The following is a 22717-nucleotide window of genomic DNA, read 5'->3' as shown; positions in this document are numbered from 1 at the left end:
CATGCCTTTAGTATCAATGAAAGAGATGCTTTTAAAAGCAAAAGCAGAAAATTACGCAGTGGGACAATATAATATTAATGGTTTGGAATTCGCCCAATCGTTTTTACAGGCAGCCGATGAAGAACGCGCGCCTATTATCCTAGCGGCTTCTGACCGGCTTGTCGATTATCTTGGCGGATTTAAGACGATTGCTGCTATGGTGAAAAGTCTTATAGAAGAAATGAACATTACTGTTCCAGTTGCCCTACATCTTGATCATGGAGTGAATGTGGAACGGTGCAAGAAAGCGATAGATGCCGGATTTACATCCGTCATGATTGATGGTTCCCACAATCCAATTGATGAAAATATTGAAATGACCAAGCAGGTTGTCGACTATGCCCAGCAGAGAAACGTTTCTGTTGAAGCGGAAGTAGGAACCGTCGGAGGGACGGAAGATGGGCTCGTCGGTGGAATTAAGTATGCAGACCCCAATGAATGTATGCGGATTGTAAAAGAAGCGGAAATTGACGCACTTGCAGCTGCTTTGGGTTCCGTTCATGGTCCATATCAGGGAGAACCGAAACTAGGCTTCGAGGAGATGCAGCAAATTACCAATATGACGAACGTACCTCTCGTTTTACATGGAGGCTCAGGCATTCCGCTACACCAAATCAAAAAAGCGATAGAATATGGGCATGCTAAAATAAATGTCAATACAGAAAGCATACAAGTCTGGTCAAAAGCGATTCGGGAAGTTTTAGCAGCTGAGGGAAAAGTGTACGAGCCACGTTCTATTATAACACCTGCAAAAGCAGCTGTTATCGCTGGCGTAAAAAGTAAAATGTTTGAGTTTAACACAAGCGGAAAAGCGTAAGTTAAAAAGGTGTTCCCAATTACCGTTGCGGGCACCTTTTTGTATATGCCATGTTCAGAAATATCGATTAAAATGATTTTGCATAAAGTGGAAGTGATGTTGCATTGAATACGTTACATACAGTCCCAAATAGGTTTTTATTTTTAGTACTTTCTTTTGTCTTTTGGTTTTCACATTTTATTTATGTTCCTATTTTATCGCCTTACCTTGAATCAATGGGAGGAGATTATACATTTATCGGCATTGTATTAGGTAGTTATGGACTAATGCAATTTCTCTTCAGGCTTCCATTTGGCATATTTTCTGATCTTGTAAAAGTAAGAAAGCCTTTTATCATCTTTGGAATGGTTGTCAGTACGTTGAGCTGCATGACATTTGCATTGACTGATAGTTTAGGGTGGATCCTATTATCCCGCTCGCTAGCGGGTGTTGCCGCAGCAACGTGGGTAGCGTTTACTATTTTATTTTCTAGTTATTTTGCTGAACGTGACCTTCACCGCGCTATGGGCAGTATCTCGTTTGCTGTGGTTACAGCACAGCTTCTTGGAATGATGGTCAGCGGATATATCGTTGATGAATGGGGGTGGCACGCGCCGTTTTGGATTGGCGGAACTATCGGTTTAGCTGGTATCGTCCTTTCACTTTTTATTTTCGAAACGAAAGAAAGGGTTCAAAGAGAGCCGGTGAAATTGAAGGAACTGGTATCTGTTATGCGTGAACCGGTGCTTTTAAAAGTTTCATTTCTATCGATTTTGGCGCATAGCATTATTTTTACGACAATGTTTGGTTTCACCCCGACGTATGCGTTAAAAATCGGACTGCAAACGAGTGATATAGGCATTATTATCTTTTCATTTATGATTCCTCATGCCATTGCCACCTTATTTAGCGGGAAAATATTTGTACCTCTATTCGGTCAATGGAAGTTACTGAAACTAGCATTCGGTCTTACAGCCATTTTTACATTCTGTACGCCATTTATTGATACAAAAGGGATGCTTTGTTTGTTTCAAGGATTGAATGGGTTCTCATTAGGCATTCTTTTTCCATTGTTTTTAGGAATGGCGGTGGAGTCGATTCCCCTTGAAAGAAGAGCGACAGCTATGGGGGCATATCAAGCAATCTATGCGCTCGGGATGTTTGCAGGTCCTTTTATTGCTGGACTTTTGAATTCATATCTCGGGATTTCAGCAGGGTTTTATTTCTCGGGATTATTAGCTGTCGTCGCAGTGTTTTTTATTATTGTATGGAATCACAATGAAAGTACATTAAATGAACAAAAATTGAAATTGAATGGATAAAGCAGAAGTGGAGCATTAACTGATGAAGATTGGTATAGTCACAGATATTTTGGGTTACATGCCATTTGAAGAGATTCTTGATACATGTGTGGATTTGGGGATTAAAGCGCTGGAGTTAGGGTTCGGCAATTGGTCGAAAGCTCCACATATCAATTTGGAGGCATGGTCGGCATGAATTTTGACCTGAGTCATTTATTTTAGATGGGCGGTGACCCCATTTCTGCTCTAAGAGAATTAGGAAGCGCGGTGTATCATGTTCACGCGAAAGATGTCCGGTTAGAAAGAGGAATATATGGTGTCGAGGGATTGATTGATGTTAAACCAATGGAGCGCTTCGGCGACCGGACATGGAATTACGTTGCGCTCAGAAATGGGCATGACATTGGCTAGTAGAAAGAGTTTTTTACTATCATTAAAATGATAGGTTATGAAGGACCGATTGTTCTCGAAATGGAAGATTTAACAATGAACCCATTAACAGGCGTGAAAAAATCTATAAATGTTTTGAAAGAAACGCTCCGAGATAATTAGATATTTAAACATAATGTCTAAATTAATTTATAATAGACTTAATGAAAATGATAAATAGATAAAATAGGCAGGTGGAGATTAGAATATGAAAATGAGCGATGTGGCGAAATTGGCCAACGTATCTCCTGCAACCGTTTCAAGAGTGCTCAGACAGCCAGATTTAGTCAGCGAAGATACAAAACAAAAAGTGCTGCAGGTGATTGAAGAGATGAATTATAAACCTCACATGATTGCCAGTCAGTTTAGAACGAAAGAGACAAAGATTATTCTAGTTGTTGTTCCGGATATCACAAGGCCCTTTTTTTCCGAAGTGCTTCGAGGCATTGAGCATACAGCTGTTGAAAATGGCTATCAGGTTATTTTGGGAGATACGGAAAATGATATCGAACGGGAAAAAGAATACATTGATTTGCTGTACAAAAAGCAGGCGGACGGAGCACTGCTACTAACGGCAAGAATGAATAAAGAGAGCTTGGAAAACCTTTCAAATCAATTTCCGATTGTGCTGGCGTGTGAATACGTTGATGGGCTGGATATTCCGACTGTCTCGATTGACAACGTTAGTAGTGCTAGAAAAGTAACAGAACATTTAATTAAGCTAGGACATACACAAATTGCCCATATTACCGGACCCATGAACATCATCCTTAGCCGGGATCGTCTGGGAGGATTTAAGCAGGCAATGATGAATCATCAATTAAAGGTCAACCCGGAATTTATCCAAGAAGGGGATTACGGCATCGACTCTGGTTATGACCAGATGGTGAAACTATTATCGCTGAAAAACCGGCCGGAAGCAGTGTTTGTCTTTAATGACGAGATGGCCCTGGGAGCCGTTAAAGCGATACAAGATCATGGATTAAGCGTTCCGGAAGATATTGCAGTCGTGGGTTTTGATAACTTGAAGATAGCCTCGATTTTTAGTCCTCATATTACGACCATTGATCAGCCTAAATATGAAATAGGAAAAAAAGCGACGAATTTATTGTTGACCTTAATGAAAGGCGGAACGGTTGAAAAGAAAAAATTTGTTCTGAAGGATGAGTTAATCATTCGGGAATCATGTGGTTCCAAAATGGAGAAAAGCATAAATGCCTAAAATGTTTTGACAGATACTTTTGCCATAAAATTAAGGGCTTCCTTTATGGGTAGCCTTTTTTGGTCCCAAATAAATTAAAGAGGAAAAATTATCGATGTCTATACCATACACCATAAACCTCGATAGAATATATTAAACCTATGAATCTAGGTCGGTTTCAATTTTTTCTCCTAGATTTACTGTCTAAATGATGGCTTTTTTGTCTTCGTAAACCTGTGCCTACTTTTGTTATGAGAAAAAGGGGAACATTGATCCAACTATTCGTAAAATCTTGATTTTACGAATAGTTGGATATAAGAAAGATGTTTGGTATAATATTCTTATAATCATTAGGGAGCGTGCCTTATGAAAACAGAAATGTTTCAAGCAATTCAAGATTTCCTAATAAGCAAAATCAAGCCGACTTTCATTATTGTTTTTGGTTCTTATGCTAAAAACTCTACACATAAAGAGAGTGACATTGATGTGGCATTCTATTGTGAGAATCAGTCACTTACTACATATGAAATATTCAGACTCGCTCAAGATTTAGCGGATAACTTAAAAATTGAAGTTGATTTGGTTAATCTTCGTACAGCGTCAACTGTTTTCAAAGCACAAATTTATACTACCGGTACGGTTATTTATTCAAAGGATGAAACAATACTTAAAAACAATCAAATGACTGCCCTTAGCATGTACGCAAAATTGAACGAGGAACGCGAAAATATCTTAAAAAAAATAGGTGAAAGCGGGTCTATTTATGAAAAATGATGTGATTTTAAACAAAATCAGTGTTATTGAACGCTGTATCAACCGCGTTAAGGATGTTTATGCGAACGACCCAAAAAACTTAAAAGATTATACGAAACAGGATTCCATTATCCTCAATATACAACGTGCATGTGAATCCTCTATCGACTTGGCCATGCATATAGTAGCTGAACAGCGTCTTGGATTGCCTCAGACCAGTAGGGATGCCTTTGATATGCTGCAAACTCACTCGATTATCGACGAAAACATAGCCAAACGCCTTAAAGCTATGGTTGGATTTCGAAACATTGCAGTACATGATTATCAAACCCTTAATTTAGACATCTTGGAAAAGATCGTCGATAACCACCTCGGTGATTTTACGGATTATACAAAACAAATTCTATCTTTTAATTAAGGGGGTTCGATGAGATACAAAATTCGAGACTATCATATTAATACGAATGACGAAGCAACAACGGTACGTGAAGTTTTTGAATCTAGAGAAGCGGTTGAAAGCTATAGCGGATCTAATATCAAATACCCTGGTGGATATGGTTATGTCAAAGTCCCCGTTAGATAAGCCGGATTTTTAAAAATGATTTCACGTTCTTTTCACATCCATTTATACGTAAAAATTGTATTTTACGCAAAAATGATAAATTTTAACAAAGGAGCTACCGTATGGCCAATACCAGACAACATCAAGTTCATGAACAAAAATTGGAACAGCTGGTTAAGTCCATGCCATTCTACATCGCTGAATATGTCGATAATAAACTGGATACTCGATCCCCTTCCACTCTCTTGAATTATGTTCTTGACTATAAATTATTTTTAGAGTGGTTGATGGCAGAAGGTATTGCTGAACAGAAACTTATTAAAGATATCCCTCTTTCAGTGTTGGAAAAATTGAAATTAGTAGAAGCTCAGTCTTTTATAAAGTTTTTGGAACGGCGAAATATTCCCATCAATAAGGAAGAAACGAAAAAGGCTGAAAGGGTATCCGTAAATCGGAAAATTTCAGCATTACGATCCCTTTTCAAGTATTTAACGACTCAAACAGAAAATGATGAAGGTGAACCTTACTTCTATCGAAATGTCATGCTTAAGATTGAAGTGAACAAAGTGAAAGAAACATTAGGGGCGCGCGCTTCCAGAATATCGACTAAGATTTTTCACAACAATGACGATGCTAGATTCCTTGATTTTGTTAAGCATGACTATGAAAAGGAACTACCTGAAAAATCTAGGAAACTAATCTATTTTAAAAGAGACAAGGAACGAGATTTTGCGATTTTATCCCTCTTCCTAGGAAGCGGGATTCGGGTAAACGAATTATCTAACTTAAGGTTACGAGACTTGGATTTTGAGGAAAAACAAATACATGTTTTACGTAAGGGCGGAAAAAAGGATGTCGTAGCTGTCTCTCCTCCATCCATGCAGGACATTAAAGATTACCTGGCTGTACGACAAGAGCGCTATAAGGGGTCAAACGATGATACGGCATATGTATTCTTGACTAAGGTGAATGATGGAGCAACCCCTATTTCCAACCGTGCCATCGAGGCTCTTGTAAAGAAATACACGAAGGCCTTTAAGTCCAATAAATCCATGTCCCCACACAAACTAAGACATACTTACGGCACAAACTTAATGGAGCAATCAGGGGATATCCATTTGCTGATGACTCAGCTTGGTCATACTTCAACCACTACAGCAGCCCTTTATACAAACCCTGAACAGGAAAAGGCCAAAAAGGCTGCAGAACAGTTGGGAGAGCGCAGAACTAATTATAGTGATAAGGATTAAATGATGGAAAAAAGAGAAGATTTTCTAGTCTTCTCTTTTTTAGTATGGAGTGCAAACTTTGAGAGAGGTGTATTCAACCTTAATGTCTAATACTAGTTTCCATCTCACTGAATGACTAACCGTCTACTATCTCAGTACGGTCCTTTGTTAATTTCTTGAAGCCCAATTATTCAAATAACTTCTCATTGTTAAACCTCCGATAGTAGTCTTGGTGCTAGTGAGGAGTTCTCTCTGTGAATGTTTGTAAATCGATTCCACTTTTGTCCGTGTCAATTTTCTTTTTGAGACATTATATATTACGAGACTACTTGTCCAAATTTGAAAATGAGAGAGGGATTTAATATGAGTCATAATGATATTCTATCAACCGGTGTATTAAGAAGACACTCTGCTACTTTATTTCTCACTGTTGAAGCCATGAATGTTGATCCAGATGACTTTCGTACAGTAACCGTTCAAATGTTTGACTGGTCATCAGGTTCTCCTGTTTTATTACCAATGGTAGATCCGGCTTCACAAACACTAGCCCCTAATCAATATGTAACTTTTAGATCAACAGCTCTTCCCGTTACGACTTTTGCTTATGAAGTAAGAATAATCCATCCGGATGACAAAGATGTTGTTACAAATGTTTTTGGACTTAATGATGTTGTGTTTAATCCGCAAGAAGGAAATAATGTTTTACAACATGACTTAGCTAAATTGAAATTGAAATAAAACATACTCGCGAAAAGTATATATTTATAGAACGAAATGTTTAGCAAAAACTATGTAATGAAGGATTAGTAAACCCTAGATTTATAGGTATGATCCAATTTTTTTGATATTTATTTTATATTTAACGATTCACCTGATTTGAATTCCATTTAAATTAATCACAGTATCAGACTGATTGGCTGATATTTTAAGTGAATTTGGACGGGCATAAATGATAATAACAAATAAAGAATATTCTTGGTGATGTAGAACTAAGGCTTTACTTGTTTGGTTAAGAGAAGGTAGAATCCAAAATCACTAGATTTTGTTCCATAATTTATTTTATTTTCATTCTACGAAAATGATACAACGCGATTGGTTGATTAAACTTTGACATCACCATAGGGTCAGGAGAACCATTTTAGACCGGACAGTAGGCTCTGAAAAAGAGCATCTCTTTAGAGGCCATTATAAAATCCAAAATAACTATTTTGGTATTTTTGTTAGCATGTGCCCTCGCATGCTCGTCCTCATATGAATATACTACCAAGAAACAAAAAAATAAGGACTCCATCGTCAGGATACTAATGTGCTTCGATTCCCATCGTTTACCGTGAATATTTCTGTTCTGTCTCAATATTTGAAGAATACTTTTCATTTTGATACATTATTTCATCCATAGTACTACCTAGAATAAGTCTTATGTAAATTAGATATTTCTTTTAACACAAAGAGGATTCCCTCCTTACACCCTCTTGATTCAATCGATATATCCATTATGAATAGCATAGTGGAACAAGATCTTCGGGTTAGTTACGATTAAAACTCTTTATGCACACAGCTAAATCCATTATTTCTGGAGGTTCATTCATAAACTTTTCGAAATTACTGCATATAGATTCCAATTGGAATCTATATGCCTCGTTCAACTGCTTGTAATCTTTGTACCAAAATTCGAAAGTTTTTAGGGCTCAAAGCTGTACTTACATTAACTGTGGCCAATTTTGTTTAAATAATGACTAAAAGCACACTAAAAGCTCCTCGTTAAACTTGCAAACGTGTTTTTTTCCATTTACTTTAAATACAATTCACATGATTTCTGGGGGGCATCGTTTCGATCCTCCAAATCATCACAAGATTATTGAACGTCGGCGAAACTCTACCCTATCAGACCACGTAATTCAACCACAGCATTTTGAGTGATAGTGATGGTGAGGATTTTAATTGGGGCTTCTACATTGCTCAATGTTATTATAGGAGTAGACGAAGATATGCTTGCAGCTTATGAAAAGGCATAATTTAAGTTTCTTGTAGCCCCGGTTGCACCCGTGGCTTCTGTTGTCCCAGAAGGTAGGGTTTTTTCATCCACTTCAATGTTCATTTGCATTTGTATTTACATTTACTATGTCGCAATCCTTAATTTTTTTCAGGTGAGTTTACATTCACTACAATGTTTTGCACTACCTTTTGTCCGTTGCATTGGCATTTTCTATGTCCACAATCCTTACATTTTTTACCCTTAGGCAATTTGGTATCCTCCTTTTAACAAATATTACTGTATCTTATGAACCTAGTATTAATTGGATTGGATGAAAACACCTAATTTTCAAAAATGTAGAACATTTATTAAAACTCTGAGTAAGTGCTTAAAATTCACTAGACTAGGTCATACTTTATTCAGGTTTTGTTACCCAGCCATTAAAGGGGCACACGACTTTTTATAAAAATAGAACAATGTAGATAAATGTTTTAGTGTGACACGAGGCCTATAAACATGAAAAGACCGCAATGTATTCGTGAAGAAGAACGTTGCTGTCTTTATGCCTCTTTGTATCTGATGTGAAAACCAGTCATGTTCCATGTCTACTACGTGAAATAATTCATTAGCTGAAGGAAACAGAACGTAGGTCGATTTTATGGTTTTTTCGGTGGGGACCTTTTGATTCAAGATTTACTTTTAATATTTTGGTACTTGCTTAAGAAGGTGCATTTTAAATTCCTAGAAACCAAAACAACACTCAAGCTGCAGCTGGGTGTTGTTTTGGTACATCTTCAATTAATTAGGCTCTACGGCCGTCCCATCAAAAGCAGATTGATAGATTTTTCTAATATCGTCTTCTAATAAAGGTAGAGGGCTTCTAGCCAAGATTCTCGTTTGCTTCACGCCATCTTGGGTTAGGCTCTCTACAGCTGATTCCGGTACATCAAAACCAGATAAAGTAGGTGGGATACCAACATCTTTCACAAGTCTCTCGAGTTCTTCTACGCATTTGTATGAAGCTTGTTCTTCAGATAAGTAGGTTGAATTTCCACCTAATGCATTCAAAATATCCGCCATCTTCTTTGTGCAGCTTTTACGAATATAGGCCATTACATAAGGTAAAAGGACCGCATTTGATTCACCGTGAGAGATATGGAATTGTCCTCCTAGTGGATAAGCTAATGCATGCACACCAGCTACTCCAGCGTTAAAGAATGCAAGGCCAGCTATATAACTTCCATTACTCATGTCAATCCGTGCTTGCTTGTCACTTCCGTCCTCTACCGCCTTGCGAAGGGATCGTCCAATTAAGCGAATCGCTTGAAGAGCTAAACCGTCAGTCGTCGGGCTTGCATTTACTGAAATATAGGCTTCTACTGCGTGAGTTAGTGCATCAATTCCTGTTGCTGCTGTTACTTTTGACGGAACAGATACAGTCAGCTCTGGGTCAACAATCGCAACATCTGCGAGTAGATAATCGTGTGTAACAACATCTTTTGTCGTTTCTAAGGACAGAACAGAGATATTCGTTACTTCTGAGCCTGTTCCAGACGTAGTAGGAATGAGGATTTTAGGTAATCCCCTCTTCTCTATACTTTTTGTACCAGTTAAATTTAAGTAATCAGCTGCAGATCCTTCATGGCCAGCCAAAACTGCTGCTAATTTTGCTAAATCGAGTGCACTTCCTCCACCGACACCAATAACCATTTCAAACTCACCTGTTCGAGTAAAGGCAACAAGCTTCTCTCCTGTTTCTACAGGTGGTTCAGGGATTACATCAGTGTATAAAGTGACAGAATAGCCTTGCTCTTCAAGTGGAGCTGTTATACGCTCCGTTAGACCAATCTTCGCTAGCATTGGATCTGTAACGACAAGAATTTTCTTTGGTGAATATTTCTCAACTTCAGGTAACAATTGCCTCAAAGCTCCCCACCCTGTATAAGTTAACGGAGTAAAAACTAACTTTGCAATATTCATAGATATCCCCTTCTCTCTTACTCGTAATAGCCTTCATTGGATTTACGGAATGTTTTAAATTGATTAGCATCATGCCCAAACCATACTTGGGAATTTGTTTGATTGGCTATTCTCCGTATTTTTTCAACTGCATTGGAATATCCAAGAGAATCATAGATAATACCAGGTGGCTGAATGGGCGGCCCAAAGCTTTCAGCTGTATAGATAGCGTCAGAAGCTAGAATAATCCCACCGGTTTCTGGCATATTGATTTGAAGCCCCAGCATTCCCCATGCATGTCCACTTCCGAAATTTAGGATATTAATTCCTTCTGCTAATTCAAGATTGTCTTCACTGCGTTTTACTGTTTTCCATTGAAGGTTATTTTTTATCCAGGCATCAATATCTCCCCAGATATAAGCACCCTCTTTTTCGTTTCTAGCATACGTTTGAAGCGCACCGTTTAGCTCATCTTCATGAACAATAATCGTAGCATTCGTAAATAACTCTAAGCATCCAGCATGGTCAAGATGAAGATGGGATGCTACTACGTATTTAATATCTTCGGGTCTTACCTTTAGCTCCTCTAGGCGATTATGAAGATAGCATTCCTCTCCCATATCAATTGGAAACATTTGTTGAGTTGCTTTTCCCCATCTGCCTTCTGGTCCCATAGAGTTAGGGTTACAAGCAGTATCGAATAGGATTTTACCTGCCGGATGGTCAATAAGAACAGTATAGACAGGGAACTCTACAAATTCAGTTTGTGCATTCGGATTGCTTACTGTCGCTGGATTATGCATTGCAATCATCCAGTTTTTATCCATACTCATACGACCGTTGTCCATTACATAAAGTTTCGGGTTAGGCTTAACAATATGAACCATAGTGCACTCCTCCTTAAAAAGTTGTTTTTATTGTAACGAATTTTAATTCGGTCATTTCTTCAACTGCATATTTAATACCTTCACGTCCGTAACCACTGTCTTTAATACCACCATAAGGCATATGATCCAGTCTAAATGTTGGGATATCATTAATAATGACGCCACCGGACTCTAGCCTTTTGGCAGCATTCAATGCATTCATGATATTTTGGGTATAGATGGCCACATTCAGTCCATACATGGAATCATTGACCATATTAATTGCTTCATCGAACTCATTATAGGGAACGATTGAAACAACTGGAGCAAATGTTTCTTGGCAAGAAACAGCCATATCATTTGTGACATTCAGTAAAACCGTTGGTGTGAATACGGACCCTTCACGTTTCCCACCTAGACCAATTTTAGCGCCTTGCTCAATTGCTTCCTTGACCCATGACTCGATTCGGTCCATTTCTTTACGATTAATCATTGCACTTATATCGGTTGTTTCTTCCATCGGATCACCGATTGTTAATTGTTTTGCCTGTTCTATAAAGTGCTTACTAAATGCCTCATAAATGGATTCATGAACATAAATTCTTTGCAGCGAAATACAAACTTGACCTGCAAAAGCAAATGCACCTTCTACGCATCGGGGAATAATTTTTTCTAAAGGTACGTCTGGTTCAACAATTAACCCAGAATTGGAACCTAGTTCTAACGTAACTTTTCGCAAACCTGCCTTTTCCTTAATCAGCTTGCCTACCCCAACACTTCCTGTGAACGTCACTTTTTTGACTCTTTCGTCTGTAATAAGAGCATCACTGAGTTCTCTTCCATCTCCTGTAATCACTTGAAGAGCACCGTCTGGAAGTCCGGCTTGCTGGAAGATCTCAGCAATCAAATACGCACTTAAAGGTGTTTGTTCTGCAGGCTTCAAGACAACTGTGTTTCCGGCGGCAAAGGCTGGTCCTAATTTATGGGCGACGAGATTGAAAGGGAAATTAAATGGGCTAATGGCCACCACAACACCTAATGGTTCCCTCCAGGTAAACCCTAGTCGATTTTCACCACCAGGCGCGGCATCCATAGGAATGGTTTCCCCGTAAATACGTTTCGCCTCTTCTGCTGCAAATTGGTATGTAGCGATGGTCCGGTCTATCTCTCCACGTGCTGCTCGAATAGGCTTACCAGCCTCAAGCACCAAAACGTGAGCTAACTCTTCCCTTCGTTCATGAAGGATTTGAACAACCTCAAATAAAATCTCTGATCGCTTATAGGCAGGCATCTCTTTCATCGTTTCATAAGCCGCCTGTGCCCCTTCAAAAGCCTTTTTGACATCAACTTCGTCTGCCATACTAATGTTACCTATAACATCTCCACTATATGGGGAATGAAGTGCATAGGTTCTATCTTTTGTTTCCCATTTACCATTAATGAATAAACCTTTCGTCTCCATTCAGCGCCTCCTTAAACTTTTTAAAAATTACAAAATATTTTAATGCAAGAACCGTGCCAACATCCGGAATGCTGTATTTTACAGATGTTTATTCATTGTCGAAATCTGATAATGGTGATAAAATTCACCACAATAGAGGCGGTTGTAGTAGCAATAGGCTTTTAAAGGTGGTGAAATAATTCACCAGATGGTGATTATATTCACCATGCTTGGAAGGAGGCTGATGTTCCCCTGAACAAAGATATTTTAGAAAGCATTTTCTCATCCATGTCAAATGGGGTCATTCTTGTGGACCATAATGAAAAAGTTCTGTTAATGAATGCTTCGGCACAAAAGTTATTAAATTATGATCATCAAGACTACATCGGTAAAGATGTTCGCGAGTTTGAACCTAATCTACAAATCTCTCACTTTCTTCAAAGTGGTGAAAGTACAATTGGAGTGAACATGACCATTGCAGGGTTACATTGTATGGTTAACCAGACCCCCTTATATCAGGGTGACAAGTTGATTGGAGCTGTATGTGTTATTCAAGATATATCTCAAATGGAACAGTATCGCTCCCTCTTAAGTCAAATGGAAAAAATCATCGAATTTTCCACAGACGGCCTTTATGTCGTTGATAAAGAAGGATTGACACTTATTGTCAATTCGACCTACGAGGAAATGTCAGGGTTCCAAAGGGAAGAGCTCATAGGTCATAGAATGAGCGATTTAGTGAAACAAGGTCATTTTGACCAATCCGTCTCACTCCTTGTCTTACGGGAAAAAAAGCGGATATCTATTCTGCAACAAATTGGTCAACATAAAGATGTCATGGTAACAGGAAATCCCGTTTTCGATGAGGAAGGCAACATTCATATGGTCGTCACAAGTGTCAGAGACATTACTCAGTTAAATGACCTGACAAATGAGTTAAAAAAGGCAAAAAGTTTTTTAGAAATGAGCCCAAATCGTTACACCTTTTCCTCCGACGGAACGGATGAAAAGGTAATATTTCAAAGTAGTCAAATGAGGGAAATAATCGAGAAAGTAAAACAAATTGCTTCGTTCCCAACAAGTGTTTTACTTTCTGGCCCTTCAGGAGCTGGAAAAGAGGTTATTGCCAATTTAGTTCACCAATTAAGTGATCGAAAAGATAAGCCGTTTATTAAAGTAAATTGCGGTGCTATCCCTGAACAGCTATTAGAGTCTGAACTATTCGGATATGAAAAAGGAGCGTTTACCGGGGCGAGGCAGGAAGGTAAAGTCGGCCTCCTTGAGCTTGCAGACAAAGGAACAGTTTTGCTGGATGAAGTGGGCGAACTGCCCTTTTCCTTGCAAGTCAAATTACTTCGTGTCCTACAAGAGAAAAGAATTCAAAGACTCGGTGGAAGCAAAGTAAAGCAATTAGACATTAGAATTATTTCGGCAACTAATAGGAATCTACAAGAATTAGTGAGAAAAGGCGAATTTCGTGAAGATTTGTATTATCGACTACAAGTTATTGAATTATCTATTCCTCCATTAAGTCAGCGACCAGAAGATGTTGAAATCTTACTTGATCACTTCTTTGCATATTTTTGTAAATTATATAATGTCGAAAAGCATGTATCATCTGAAACAAAACATATTTTACAAAGCTATCATTGGCCAGGGAATGTGAGAGAATTACGGAATTTAGTTGAGAGTATGATTGTTTCAGTCCCATCGTTTACGATTGAGCCCGTGGATCTCCCCCCACATTTCAGCATTCATAGCTACTCAGAATCAGCTCATACCTTAAAACTAAGAATGGAACAGTTTGAAAAAAGAATGATTATCGAAGCTCTACAAAAGAAACCTTCGATAAGAAAAGCAGCTGAATATTTAGGTGTCGATCACTCAACCCTTGTGAAAAAAATTAAAAAGTGGAATATGACAATTCCTCCTAGAGCTTGATCACCTTTCATACCATTGACTGGGATAGTTTTTAAAACTATAAACTCTGATTATTATAGAATGTAGGATTATTTCATAATCCTACATTCTATAATAATCAGAGTTTAGATTCCTTCCCCTATACCAAGGTAGGCAACTTTTGAATAATAAGAGAAAAGGAAATCAATAATGGGGATAATTAATGAAAATATATTAGGGATATGAAATTATATCTTATACCATAAACCTCGGTAAAATATATTATTAGAATAGCCTATAAATCTAGGACACCCTGACATTGTCCTAGATTTATAGGCCATTTATCTCCGAAAAAAAGTAATATGACTTTGGATAAATGAGATTATTTTTTCTTATTCCCTTTTTTCAACGGCAAATGATAGATGTTTGCATTATCAATCATTTTTTTTGCCAACGCAGCTGCGTCCTCTTTTTTCATAGACGGTTCTCCTCCCGATTGTCTTTTTATTCATCTTGGACAGGCTTTTCAAAAGTTATACATGCTTCCCCAGCCACTCTCATATAAATAGAATTAGCCGGGGACTAAATGACAGTGTCCTAACTATAAAATGAGATTTGGAGGGAAAAAGGATGTTAAAAGAAAAGTTGAGATCCACCCGATCGGATAAAAAACGAGATGTCAGGCCAACAATTCCGGTTACGCTAAAGGAATGCATCTACCGGATTTCCTATATCACGAATACACCGGTTAAGGATGTGTGTGTGGATATTTGCGAGGCGGGTGTCGTTTCGAAGAAGGTCATGGAGCATATGTCCGTCTATTTCCGTCGCCAGATTTGGTTGGATCAAACGTTATATAGAGGAGACTTAGCTAATGCCTCAATCAAGAGTGAAATTCCAGCCGGACAGAAGGAACGAATCACCATGCGGTTTTCCCAACGATCTTTTGAGAACATTAGGACCCTAGGCTACGCGTTGGATGTCACACCGACGACGGCTGTTGCCTTGCTGCTGGACGCCAGTGTGAAAAACTCGGATTTCATCAATGAGTATGTCCGGATTTTTTTAAGCAAACACGTGGATGAAGGTAGAATGAGGGAGCTGAAACAGGTCATGACATTCGTCAATAAGAACAATCCATATGAGGAACAGATATCCTGGAGCGCGATTACCTCGTTCATAGTGGATGAAATGAAAATCGGGACCAGCAATTTATCGCAATCAATCAATGGGTGGCTGGATAAACTGAAATAGCAGTACGTTTACGTACTGCTAGACTCTTCGTCAGACCATCAAACAGATACTGGGACTAAAAGAAAAACAACACAAGATTCTCCTGGTGAAGGCAAAACGCAAAAAAAATCTCGACATGTATATCCCGAATTGCTTCCAGGGTCTATGACTATGCTTAAAAAGTATAGACCCCTATTTATTCCAGTCGTCCAGGAAGAGAGAACAACCCCTTACCCCTACTTAGGCCTATCGGCAGTTAATTAAGCTGCAGAGAGTGCTGGCGTCGAACATGCCGGCAACTATACTTTACGAAAAACGTTTGGTTATTGGTTTTACAAGGCCACGAAGGATATCGGCATACTGAAGAAAAAACCCACAACTATTGTTCACTTTATTGTTTTTACACACTTGACTTGGATAAGGAATAAATAAACAGCAAAGACTAAGGCTTTTAAATCCCCTTAAGAGCCCCTTTTAGCGTCCTTACTTTTCGACTCATTGAAAAAATACTCAAAAAAATTCAAACAAATGAGATAGACCATTAAATTGGTTTAACAATGGATTTTTAACACCTCTCTAAAAAAAGAATAAGAAAACGACCCTTTTATTCACTGTCCAACCATCTCCCCATTTCCTTCAGAAAAACCGGATCAACTATCCCCACCAAAATTAACAGCCTCCAATAAATAAAACACGCAGCCTCATCTAACCACGTTAATTACCTCATCTCTCCCAATTCCTTACCTTTACTACACTCTTCCTCCCCACTCTCTCTTACTTACTAATTCTTGCCCAGCCCGTTTACTCCATTTATACATATAACCTACTCTCTACTCCAACAAAATGTGAGTCCCACATAAGCCCACCCTGAATGTTGTAAGTCACACGTCATCCCATTTATAGTGAAATGTTGATATCGTTAAAACATAGGTTTTGCCTAGATATCACCCTCGGTGATATCAGTTTTTCCTTATCCTCTTCCTTTCTTTATTCATTCTTTCCAGAATTTCATAGCCTTTTTATTAGAAGTATAGACGGTGACGTGTTTTTGTTTTGCTGAAGCTCTTGATGCTGTTTTTCAACCCGATTTAACTGCTTATTAACTTCAAGAAAATTAGCTTTTTCTATCTTCACTCCTCTTTTCATCTTGACTTAAATTAAAAACACAATTTAATAAATCCTCACATGTTGATTTATTAAACCGTTTCAAAATGGAAACCTATTAATAGAATACACGTATCCAACATGCGATGATCGACAGCTCATCCCTTATATAAACAGGGCGCAATTTTACATAGAATAAAATCTGCGTTTTTTGAACCAAAGAAGTTGGTTGATTTGCTAAAGCAAAGTTGTATAAAACGGACAAATCTCTTGGCAATTTACACTTTTATTTTTACAAAAGGTACTTACAACAGCGCACATCTTATGAATTGATATAAAAAAGGGAATATCCTTTTCGACTTGAAGAAGAATTGGTGGAAAACAAACTTTTTCTTTAAGAGTTTTCTATGGGTGTCCAATCTAGTATAAAACCAGATTCATATAATATCTCAGAGTTTATAAAGGGGGGAATTAATTTGGCTAAGGATAAAAAATGTAAGGATTGCGGACATAGTAAATGTAAATGCAATCATAAAAAATGTAAGGATTGCGGACATAGTAAATGTAAATGCAATCATAAAAAATGTAAGGATTGTGGACATAGTAAATGTAAATGCGAATCTAAACAAGAACAAAAGGCAGAGCAAAACGTTAAAGTGATTGTAAACGTACCTGCTCAAGCACCTCAAGGTCCTCAAGGTGTTCAAGGACCTCAAGGTGTTCAAGGAGCTCAAGGAGCTCAAGGACTTCAAGGACTTCAAGGTGCTCAAGGAGCTCAAGGAGCCCAAGGTGCTCAAGGACCTCAAGGAGCTCAAGGTGTTCAAGGTGTTCAAGGAGCTCAAGGTGCTCAAGGACCCGGCGTAACCCCTGCATTTGGGTCATTATATTCAAGTGATGATGATGGTAAATTAGCTAAAGAAGAAGTTGCTATGGATTTTGACTTCCCTGGTCCAGTTTTAAATGTGCTAGCAAATCCAGCAACAGATTCAGTAATTATACTGATCGGTGGAGTATATGAAATAAGCGCAGACGTGTTAATATCAACTTTTGAGGGAGTAGTACAATTTGATATTAGAAGTAATAATGTAATTATGCCCGGTTCGCGATTTACAATATTCGGCAACGATATCTTCAATACTATCATCACAACCGGAAAAACGTTCCAAGTTCCTTTAGTTATAGGCGATAGCATAACAGTAGTTCCGTCGTTTGTATCCGGTTCTGTTTTTTATTTCTCCGCATCACTTACTGTAAATCGTATAGGGCCTTAAGGTCATGGCAAGGCTCCCGTTTTTCAGTTCGACTGTGCTTGAATCCCGTTACTGCCAGCTTTTTTATGTAACAATCCTTTATGCTATGTTATTAGTTGAAACGGCTGCCAACTTTAAACATATACAAGGACTTTTCTATTAATTTTTTGATTTTTAATCAAATTCCCTTTGTGATTCACGCTTTGTCAAACATCAGCCCACTATAGGGACATAAAAGGGATATTGAACAATAGCCAATGATCTCATCAAATATCTTCTTTTTTATGCTAAGTAGGTGTCCTATGTCAGTAAACTTTAAAAAAATGCGAGTCCCCATAAGCCCACCCTATCAATGTTGTATGTCCCACGTCAGCCCATTTATAGTGAAACAGTGATATCAGTATTTCCTTATACTTTTATTCCTTTCTTTATTCATTCTTTCCAGGACTACATAGCCTTTTTATCAGAGGTATAGACGGTGACTTGTGTTTGGTTTGCTGTTTTTCAACCCGATTTAAAAGCCTATTAACTTCCAAGAAAATCAGCTTTTTCTTTCTTCATATCTTCCCCCTTTTTCATTTTGCTTAAAGTAAAACACAATTTATCCTCTACATGTTGATTTATTAACCCGTTTCAAAATGGAAACCTATAATAGATTGACATATCCAACATGCCAAGATCGACAACTCATCCCTTATAAATAACAGGGCACAATTATACATAGATTAAAATACGTTTTTCAAACCAATGAAGTTGGTTGATTTGCTAAAGAAAAGTTGTAATAAAACGGGCCAATACCTCGGCAATTTACACCCTTAGTTTATCCTGACTGAATCGGTGATTGAAAAAATTTAAACACCGAGAAAGCCGTTTAAATCGTTCTAACTTTATAAAATCGTTCAAAGACCATCTTAAACACGCAAAAAAATATGTACTGGTTTCCTCTTAAAAATATCAATTATTAAAAGTTAGTAGAATGAAATGAGCTCCCTTTACGTTTAGGCTGTTCTTTTTTGATAATTATTTGTGATAATATGTAACATTTGATTTTGCTTCTGTAAATTGTAATAACCTTTCTAAACATAATAAAATTGCTGTGTAGCCCAGAGACAAGTAAGCCTAATAAACCCGTGTTGAGCCCGTAATTCCTTGATTTAATAAGGGCCATAATCTAACCTCAAAATCAACTTCACTTAACAAAAAAGTCATCTATTAGGAAGTTAGATTCCTGATAGATGACTTTTGAAAAGTTTATTTGATTTTAAAGATAGAAATCCATAGTATACCAAGAGAGTTTCATATTAAATGCAAGAATCATCGAATGTTTTACTGATAAAAAAGATATAGTGTCTGAAAGTGAGTACTATCATTAATACGTACTATTAATTGTATATAATTATCCCTTCAATGTCCCCTCATTCTTTCAATATAGGGATTAAAGTATTCAATCTTTAATGTCCTTCCATCCTTTACTTGTCTAGTTCCATTTCTTTTTTTAACCGGTCTACGAAATTCTCATTGATATAATCTCGGACAAATTTGTCCTTTTTCTCCAAATCGATGTCTTTTCTGAAAAATCCAATTCGCTTCAGGCGCTGATCGTCAGGTAACCTGGTCCAAGCCTGGTTCGCTTCTTCTTCCAATGAGCTCTCAATTTTCCTTTGAATCACCATGGCTTGAAAGCTTTGATTCTTTTTTTCTTCTGTTGACGGTGGCTTGGGTAGGCTTGTGATTAATTGTTTATATTGATTTTTCAGCTCTTCAATTTGGCTGGCAGCCAACTCTTCATAGGTTCTTCTAACTTCCTCGGATATCTGCTTTTTTATGCTCTCTATATCGTCTACATGTGGTGCAGGTTTGTCCTCTTTTACGGGAAACGGGCGTAATTCAAAGTGATTGGGGAGATCTCTTGATATGGCGGAAAGCGCCCATTTCTCCCCCCTTCTTTTTTTGATGAATATTGCTATTTTCAAATCCAAATCATCGTATATCTTCTCTTTCGTTTCCATCGTTCGATTGATGTAATGAATGCTGCTCTTTTCCAAACGTTTAAACCAGCCATCAACCGTATTGATATGTACATGTTGATTATCGAATACTTTGTTCAGCTCTTCTACAAAATCGCTTATTCTCCAATGCCTATTTTCTTTCATGTATTAACCCTCCCCTATTTTTAGGTGCAATGGTTTATGTATTTCTATAAAAAATCGTAATTTGTGTTCCATATGTGTTTAGTGGAGTACATATTGTGTACAACATGTACATAAATGTTAGAGAACAATCTATATATGGTCCACTAATAACTTCATCATACTCTCTATTTTAATATAAAGAATAAAGAAGTTAAAACAAAATGAGTTGAATAAAATGATTCATGTATTCTAAACCAAAACTTTTCACTCCAATTGTAGACTACATACTATATATAGACCACAAAAAGTGAACGGATTATTGATTTGTGTAGACTATTTATGGAGTGTTGACCATAAGTGGTGCATAAAAATAGCGTTGTTCTTAGTATTAGACATCCCGTCCTGTTATTCCTCTATATTAGTTAGAGGGTTGGGCGGGACCTAGCATATTGTTTAGGATTTTCTGTAAAGTAATTTGAATGTGACTTTAAAAACCCCCATCTATGGATGGGGGTTAATCGTCTTCTTCGTCGAAATTCAAGAATGTTTTCTGGGCAAAGCTCTGAATCATGGCATTGGTCTTGAAAACAGGCTTTTTTTCCTCCACTGGATCTGTAAGAAGTTGCTGATCGAAATTTAGTGGGGTAGTAGGCTTTGTCACTACCTGATAAAGAAGCTGACTGATCAATGCCTTCGTATTGGGGTGCTTCACCCATTCTTTTTGATCGGCAGTTAAACCCTCGGGTAGGGTAATGGAGATTTGCGCATTATCTGCATTACCCAGGGCTTTTTGCGAAACGGCCTCAACAAAAATAGGAGCAATTTCGCTGCTAAATTTCCGGCCCAATTCATTCTTCTTTTGGGTTAGATAGTCTACAACATGTAAAGGGGTATCAGGTGGCAAGCGAAAAGAGACCGTTTTTCCAGGTTCAAAGCGTTCAGTCATGGAAAATCACTCTTTGATTAGGGCTTGTTTTTGTGTGGAAATCCCTTTACTTTGCAAATACATCAACAATATCTTGAAATATGCACGGGTAATCATCCAAATGCTATCATCTTCAGATACAAAGCGAAGAGGGTAGTTCTTTTCAGATTGATTCAATTCAGATAGGTAGGGCTTCAATACAAGCGAACCACCGCCAATTTGATAAGCAAGTCGGGTATCTGGGACATTCCGCCACATATCCTTGATCAATTTATATTCCTCTTTTGCAAGAACGGATAGTTCCTCATCGATGATGTCCTTGATGGAAACCCGATTTCCATTTACCCAGATATGATATTGTTCTTCAGGTTGCTCATTTGTAATGATTTCGACCAGGGTCCGACGGCTTTTAATCGTGTATTTGAATTTGGTATACACTTTGCGAATGATGTTATCAAGATAGGTAGAAACACCTTTCTTGATACCGTTACTGTATTCGTTATCAACCTCTGCTTCAGCTGAAATGATAGCAGAATCTGTAGAAAGGCCACCGATATCATTGATTAAGAGGGTTTTTCCTATCAAATCCTCATTTTTGGTGGATCCATCATTGTTTGTTGTTAAATCAACGAATGCCGCGAAACCTTCCGTGTTGACCAGAACTTGTTCAAATTTAATCCGGACGATTTTACCTTCCAAAGATGGTGTTTTCAGGAATTTTACCTCATGCTGTGAACTTTTCAGTTTCTTTCTGAATTCTTTGGCTTTGCCTTGTTTAGTTTCGTCCAGAGGCAGCCCGGTAGATAAATAATAAGAAGCCTCGATCACGCCATCTTCTTCTGTGAACTGCCCGACAGCATCATAGGCAAGGGATGTTAATAGCATGATAACGGGCTGATCGCTATCAGCTTTATCTTGGTCTGGAGTCAATTCATCGTTATTAGGATATTTGGATGCCAATTTTCCTACCGCAAAACTGCCATTTTTATTTTTTAACGCAGAAGAAGTGATTTCTACATGCAAGGCATTCAGAGGGTTCTTTTCCATTTCTACGATTTCTCGGTCTTGTACATTTGCAATAACATTCGGTATGTAAAGGCGGGTTTCAAGGTCTCCCAAAAATCCTTTAACTGCATCATTACCTATATCGATTGATACGAATCTAGCCATATTAGTAAGATTCCTCCTTGGTATTTTTGGATTTTTATTCTACATTCCTTGCAATTGTATGCAATTTGCATACAAAAGTCAAGGGTGCATGCAAATTGCATACACTTATCATTTAATTAATTCTAATAAAGAAGACGTCTTAAGATAAGGTGGGAAATGTAGTTTTATTTTCAATCATGCTGCTCAAAAACGAAGAGGGTTTAAAGAACTGGTATTTTTTGGCTATTAGGGATAAATAATAGTCCATGTCTTGTTGAGTTAGATTTTGCTCGACAAATGGGACAGTATAATTGAAACAGGAAATGAGGGAGAGTTTAATTTAACAATCTTCTAATAGAGCAGATTTAATGATTATTAAAAGAACAATAATCCGTGGTGTTCTTTTCGTCAACGGACCATCGTTTTACCAACGGTTCTATAATTATTTATGAAAGGGGAGTTACTTCAAAGTAG

19 protein-coding genes are annotated in these 22717 nt (G+C 37.8%); 13 read left to right on the top strand and 6 right to left on the bottom strand.

Features of this window, described 5'->3' with window-relative positions; all coding sequences use genetic code 11:
* Position 1 precedes the first annotated feature (1 nt).
* From fba to JFV29_RS13475, 10 genes are all read left to right on the top strand, one after another.
* Positions 2 to 856 carry a class II fructose-1,6-bisphosphate aldolase gene (gene fba / locus JFV29_RS13515; RefSeq protein WP_201184449.1) on the top strand — a complete coding sequence of 285 codons (855 nt, stop codon included), beginning with the start codon at positions 2 to 4 and terminating at the stop codon, positions 854 to 856.
* 104 nt (positions 857 to 960) lie between these two features.
* The gene (locus JFV29_RS13510) at positions 961 to 2157 is read left to right on the top strand and encodes an MFS transporter (protein ID WP_201184447.1); all 1197 of its coding nucleotides are present in this window, start codon (positions 961 to 963) and stop codon (positions 2155 to 2157) included.
* A gap of 22 nt (positions 2158 to 2179) precedes the next feature.
* Entirely contained in the window at positions 2180 to 2332 is a 153-nt protein-coding gene (locus JFV29_RS30475; protein ID WP_242485517.1) for a hypothetical protein, read from the top strand.
* A gap of 26 nt (positions 2333 to 2358) precedes the next feature.
* Positions 2359 to 2547, top strand: a complete 189-nt coding sequence (locus tag JFV29_RS30470; RefSeq protein ID WP_242486194.1) for a hypothetical protein — start codon at positions 2359 to 2361, stop codon at positions 2545 to 2547.
* 226 nt (positions 2548 to 2773) lie between these two features.
* Positions 2774 to 3787, top strand: coding sequence for a LacI family DNA-binding transcriptional regulator (locus JFV29_RS13500; protein WP_201184446.1), 1014 nt, complete (start codon positions 2774 to 2776; stop codon positions 3785 to 3787).
* Positions 3788 to 4132: 345 nt separating this feature from the next.
* Positions 4133 to 4540, top strand: coding sequence for a type VII toxin-antitoxin system MntA family adenylyltransferase antitoxin (gene mntA / locus JFV29_RS13495; RefSeq protein ID WP_201184444.1), 408 nt, complete (start codon positions 4133 to 4135; stop codon positions 4538 to 4540).
* On the top strand, positions 4530 to 4937 hold the full coding sequence (gene hepT, locus JFV29_RS13490; RefSeq protein WP_201184442.1) for a type VII toxin-antitoxin system HepT family RNase toxin: 408 nt from the start codon (positions 4530 to 4532) through the stop codon (positions 4935 to 4937). Before mntA ends, hepT begins: the two co-directional genes overlap by 11 nt.
* Before the next feature lie 9 nt (positions 4938 to 4946).
* Positions 4947 to 5102, top strand: a complete 156-nt coding sequence (locus JFV29_RS13485; RefSeq protein WP_201184440.1) for a hypothetical protein — start codon at positions 4947 to 4949, stop codon at positions 5100 to 5102.
* A gap of 101 nt (positions 5103 to 5203) precedes the next feature.
* Positions 5204 to 6331 carry a tyrosine recombinase XerS gene (xerS, locus tag JFV29_RS13480; protein WP_201184439.1) on the top strand — a complete coding sequence of 376 codons (1128 nt, stop codon included), beginning with the start codon at positions 5204 to 5206 and terminating at the stop codon, positions 6329 to 6331.
* A gap of 342 nt (positions 6332 to 6673) precedes the next feature.
* Positions 6674 to 7048, top strand: a complete 375-nt coding sequence (locus tag JFV29_RS13475; RefSeq protein ID WP_242485519.1) for a hypothetical protein — start codon at positions 6674 to 6676, stop codon at positions 7046 to 7048.
* 2035 nt (positions 7049 to 9083) lie between these two features.
* On the opposite strand, the gene JFV29_RS13470 is transcribed toward JFV29_RS13475, so the two are convergent.
* From JFV29_RS13470 to JFV29_RS13460, 3 genes are read right to left on the bottom strand one after another with little or no spacing between them, the layout of a single operon-like run.
* Entirely contained in the window at positions 9084 to 10265 is a 1182-nt protein-coding gene (locus tag JFV29_RS13470) for an iron-containing alcohol dehydrogenase (protein WP_201184435.1), read from the bottom strand.
* Between the two features lie 17 nt (positions 10266 to 10282).
* Positions 10283 to 11131 carry an AhlS family quorum-quenching N-acyl homoserine lactonase gene (gene ahlS / locus JFV29_RS13465; RefSeq protein WP_201184433.1) on the bottom strand — a complete coding sequence of 283 codons (849 nt, stop codon included), beginning with the start codon at positions 11129 to 11131 and terminating at the stop codon, positions 10283 to 10285.
* A gap of 13 nt (positions 11132 to 11144) precedes the next feature.
* Entirely contained in the window at positions 11145 to 12572 is a 1428-nt protein-coding gene (locus JFV29_RS13460) for an aldehyde dehydrogenase family protein (RefSeq protein ID WP_201184431.1), read from the bottom strand.
* 231 nt (positions 12573 to 12803) lie between these two features.
* Here JFV29_RS13460 and JFV29_RS13455 point away from each other — a divergent pair, with 231 nt between their 5' ends.
* The 3 genes from JFV29_RS13455 (at position 12804) to JFV29_RS13445 (ending at position 18058) form a co-directional block, all read left to right on the top strand.
* Complete coding sequence (locus tag JFV29_RS13455) at positions 12804 to 14492, top strand: sigma 54-interacting transcriptional regulator (RefSeq protein ID WP_274606953.1); 1689 nt, start codon at positions 12804 to 12806, stop codon at positions 14490 to 14492.
* 588 nt (positions 14493 to 15080) lie between these two features.
* Positions 15081 to 15704 carry a hypothetical protein gene (locus JFV29_RS13450; protein ID WP_201184427.1) on the top strand — a complete coding sequence of 208 codons (624 nt, stop codon included), beginning with the start codon at positions 15081 to 15083 and terminating at the stop codon, positions 15702 to 15704.
* Positions 15705 to 17263: 1559 nt separating this feature from the next.
* The gene (locus JFV29_RS13445; protein WP_201184425.1) at positions 17264 to 18058 is read left to right on the top strand and encodes a hypothetical protein; all 795 of its coding nucleotides are present in this window, start codon (positions 17264 to 17266) and stop codon (positions 18056 to 18058) included.
* Between the two features lie 1448 nt (positions 18059 to 19506).
* On the opposite strand, the gene JFV29_RS13440 is transcribed toward JFV29_RS13445, so the two are convergent.
* The 3 genes from JFV29_RS13440 to JFV29_RS13430 all read right to left on the bottom strand — a co-directional run bounded on the left by JFV29_RS13440 (position 19507) and on the right by JFV29_RS13430 (position 22264).
* Positions 19507 to 20190, bottom strand: a complete 684-nt coding sequence (locus tag JFV29_RS13440; protein ID WP_201184424.1) for a MerR family transcriptional regulator — start codon at positions 20188 to 20190, stop codon at positions 19507 to 19509.
* A 493-nt stretch (positions 20191 to 20683) separates the two neighbouring features.
* Positions 20684 to 21115 carry a hypothetical protein gene (locus JFV29_RS13435; RefSeq protein WP_201184422.1) on the bottom strand — a complete coding sequence of 144 codons (432 nt, stop codon included), beginning with the start codon at positions 21113 to 21115 and terminating at the stop codon, positions 20684 to 20686.
* Between the two features lie 6 nt (positions 21116 to 21121).
* Positions 21122 to 22264, bottom strand: a complete 1143-nt coding sequence (locus tag JFV29_RS13430; RefSeq protein ID WP_057219671.1) for a ParM/StbA family protein — start codon at positions 22262 to 22264, stop codon at positions 21122 to 21124.
* Positions 22265 to 22717: the final 453 nt, after the last annotated feature.

Origin of the sequence: Peribacillus sp. TH16, assembly GCF_016651095.1 — a bacterium.
In the GTDB taxonomy this organism is placed as follows: Bacteria; Bacillota; Bacilli; order Bacillales; family DSM-1321; genus Peribacillus; species Peribacillus butanolivorans.
This window is presented reverse-complemented; position numbering and strand designations above follow the sequence as displayed.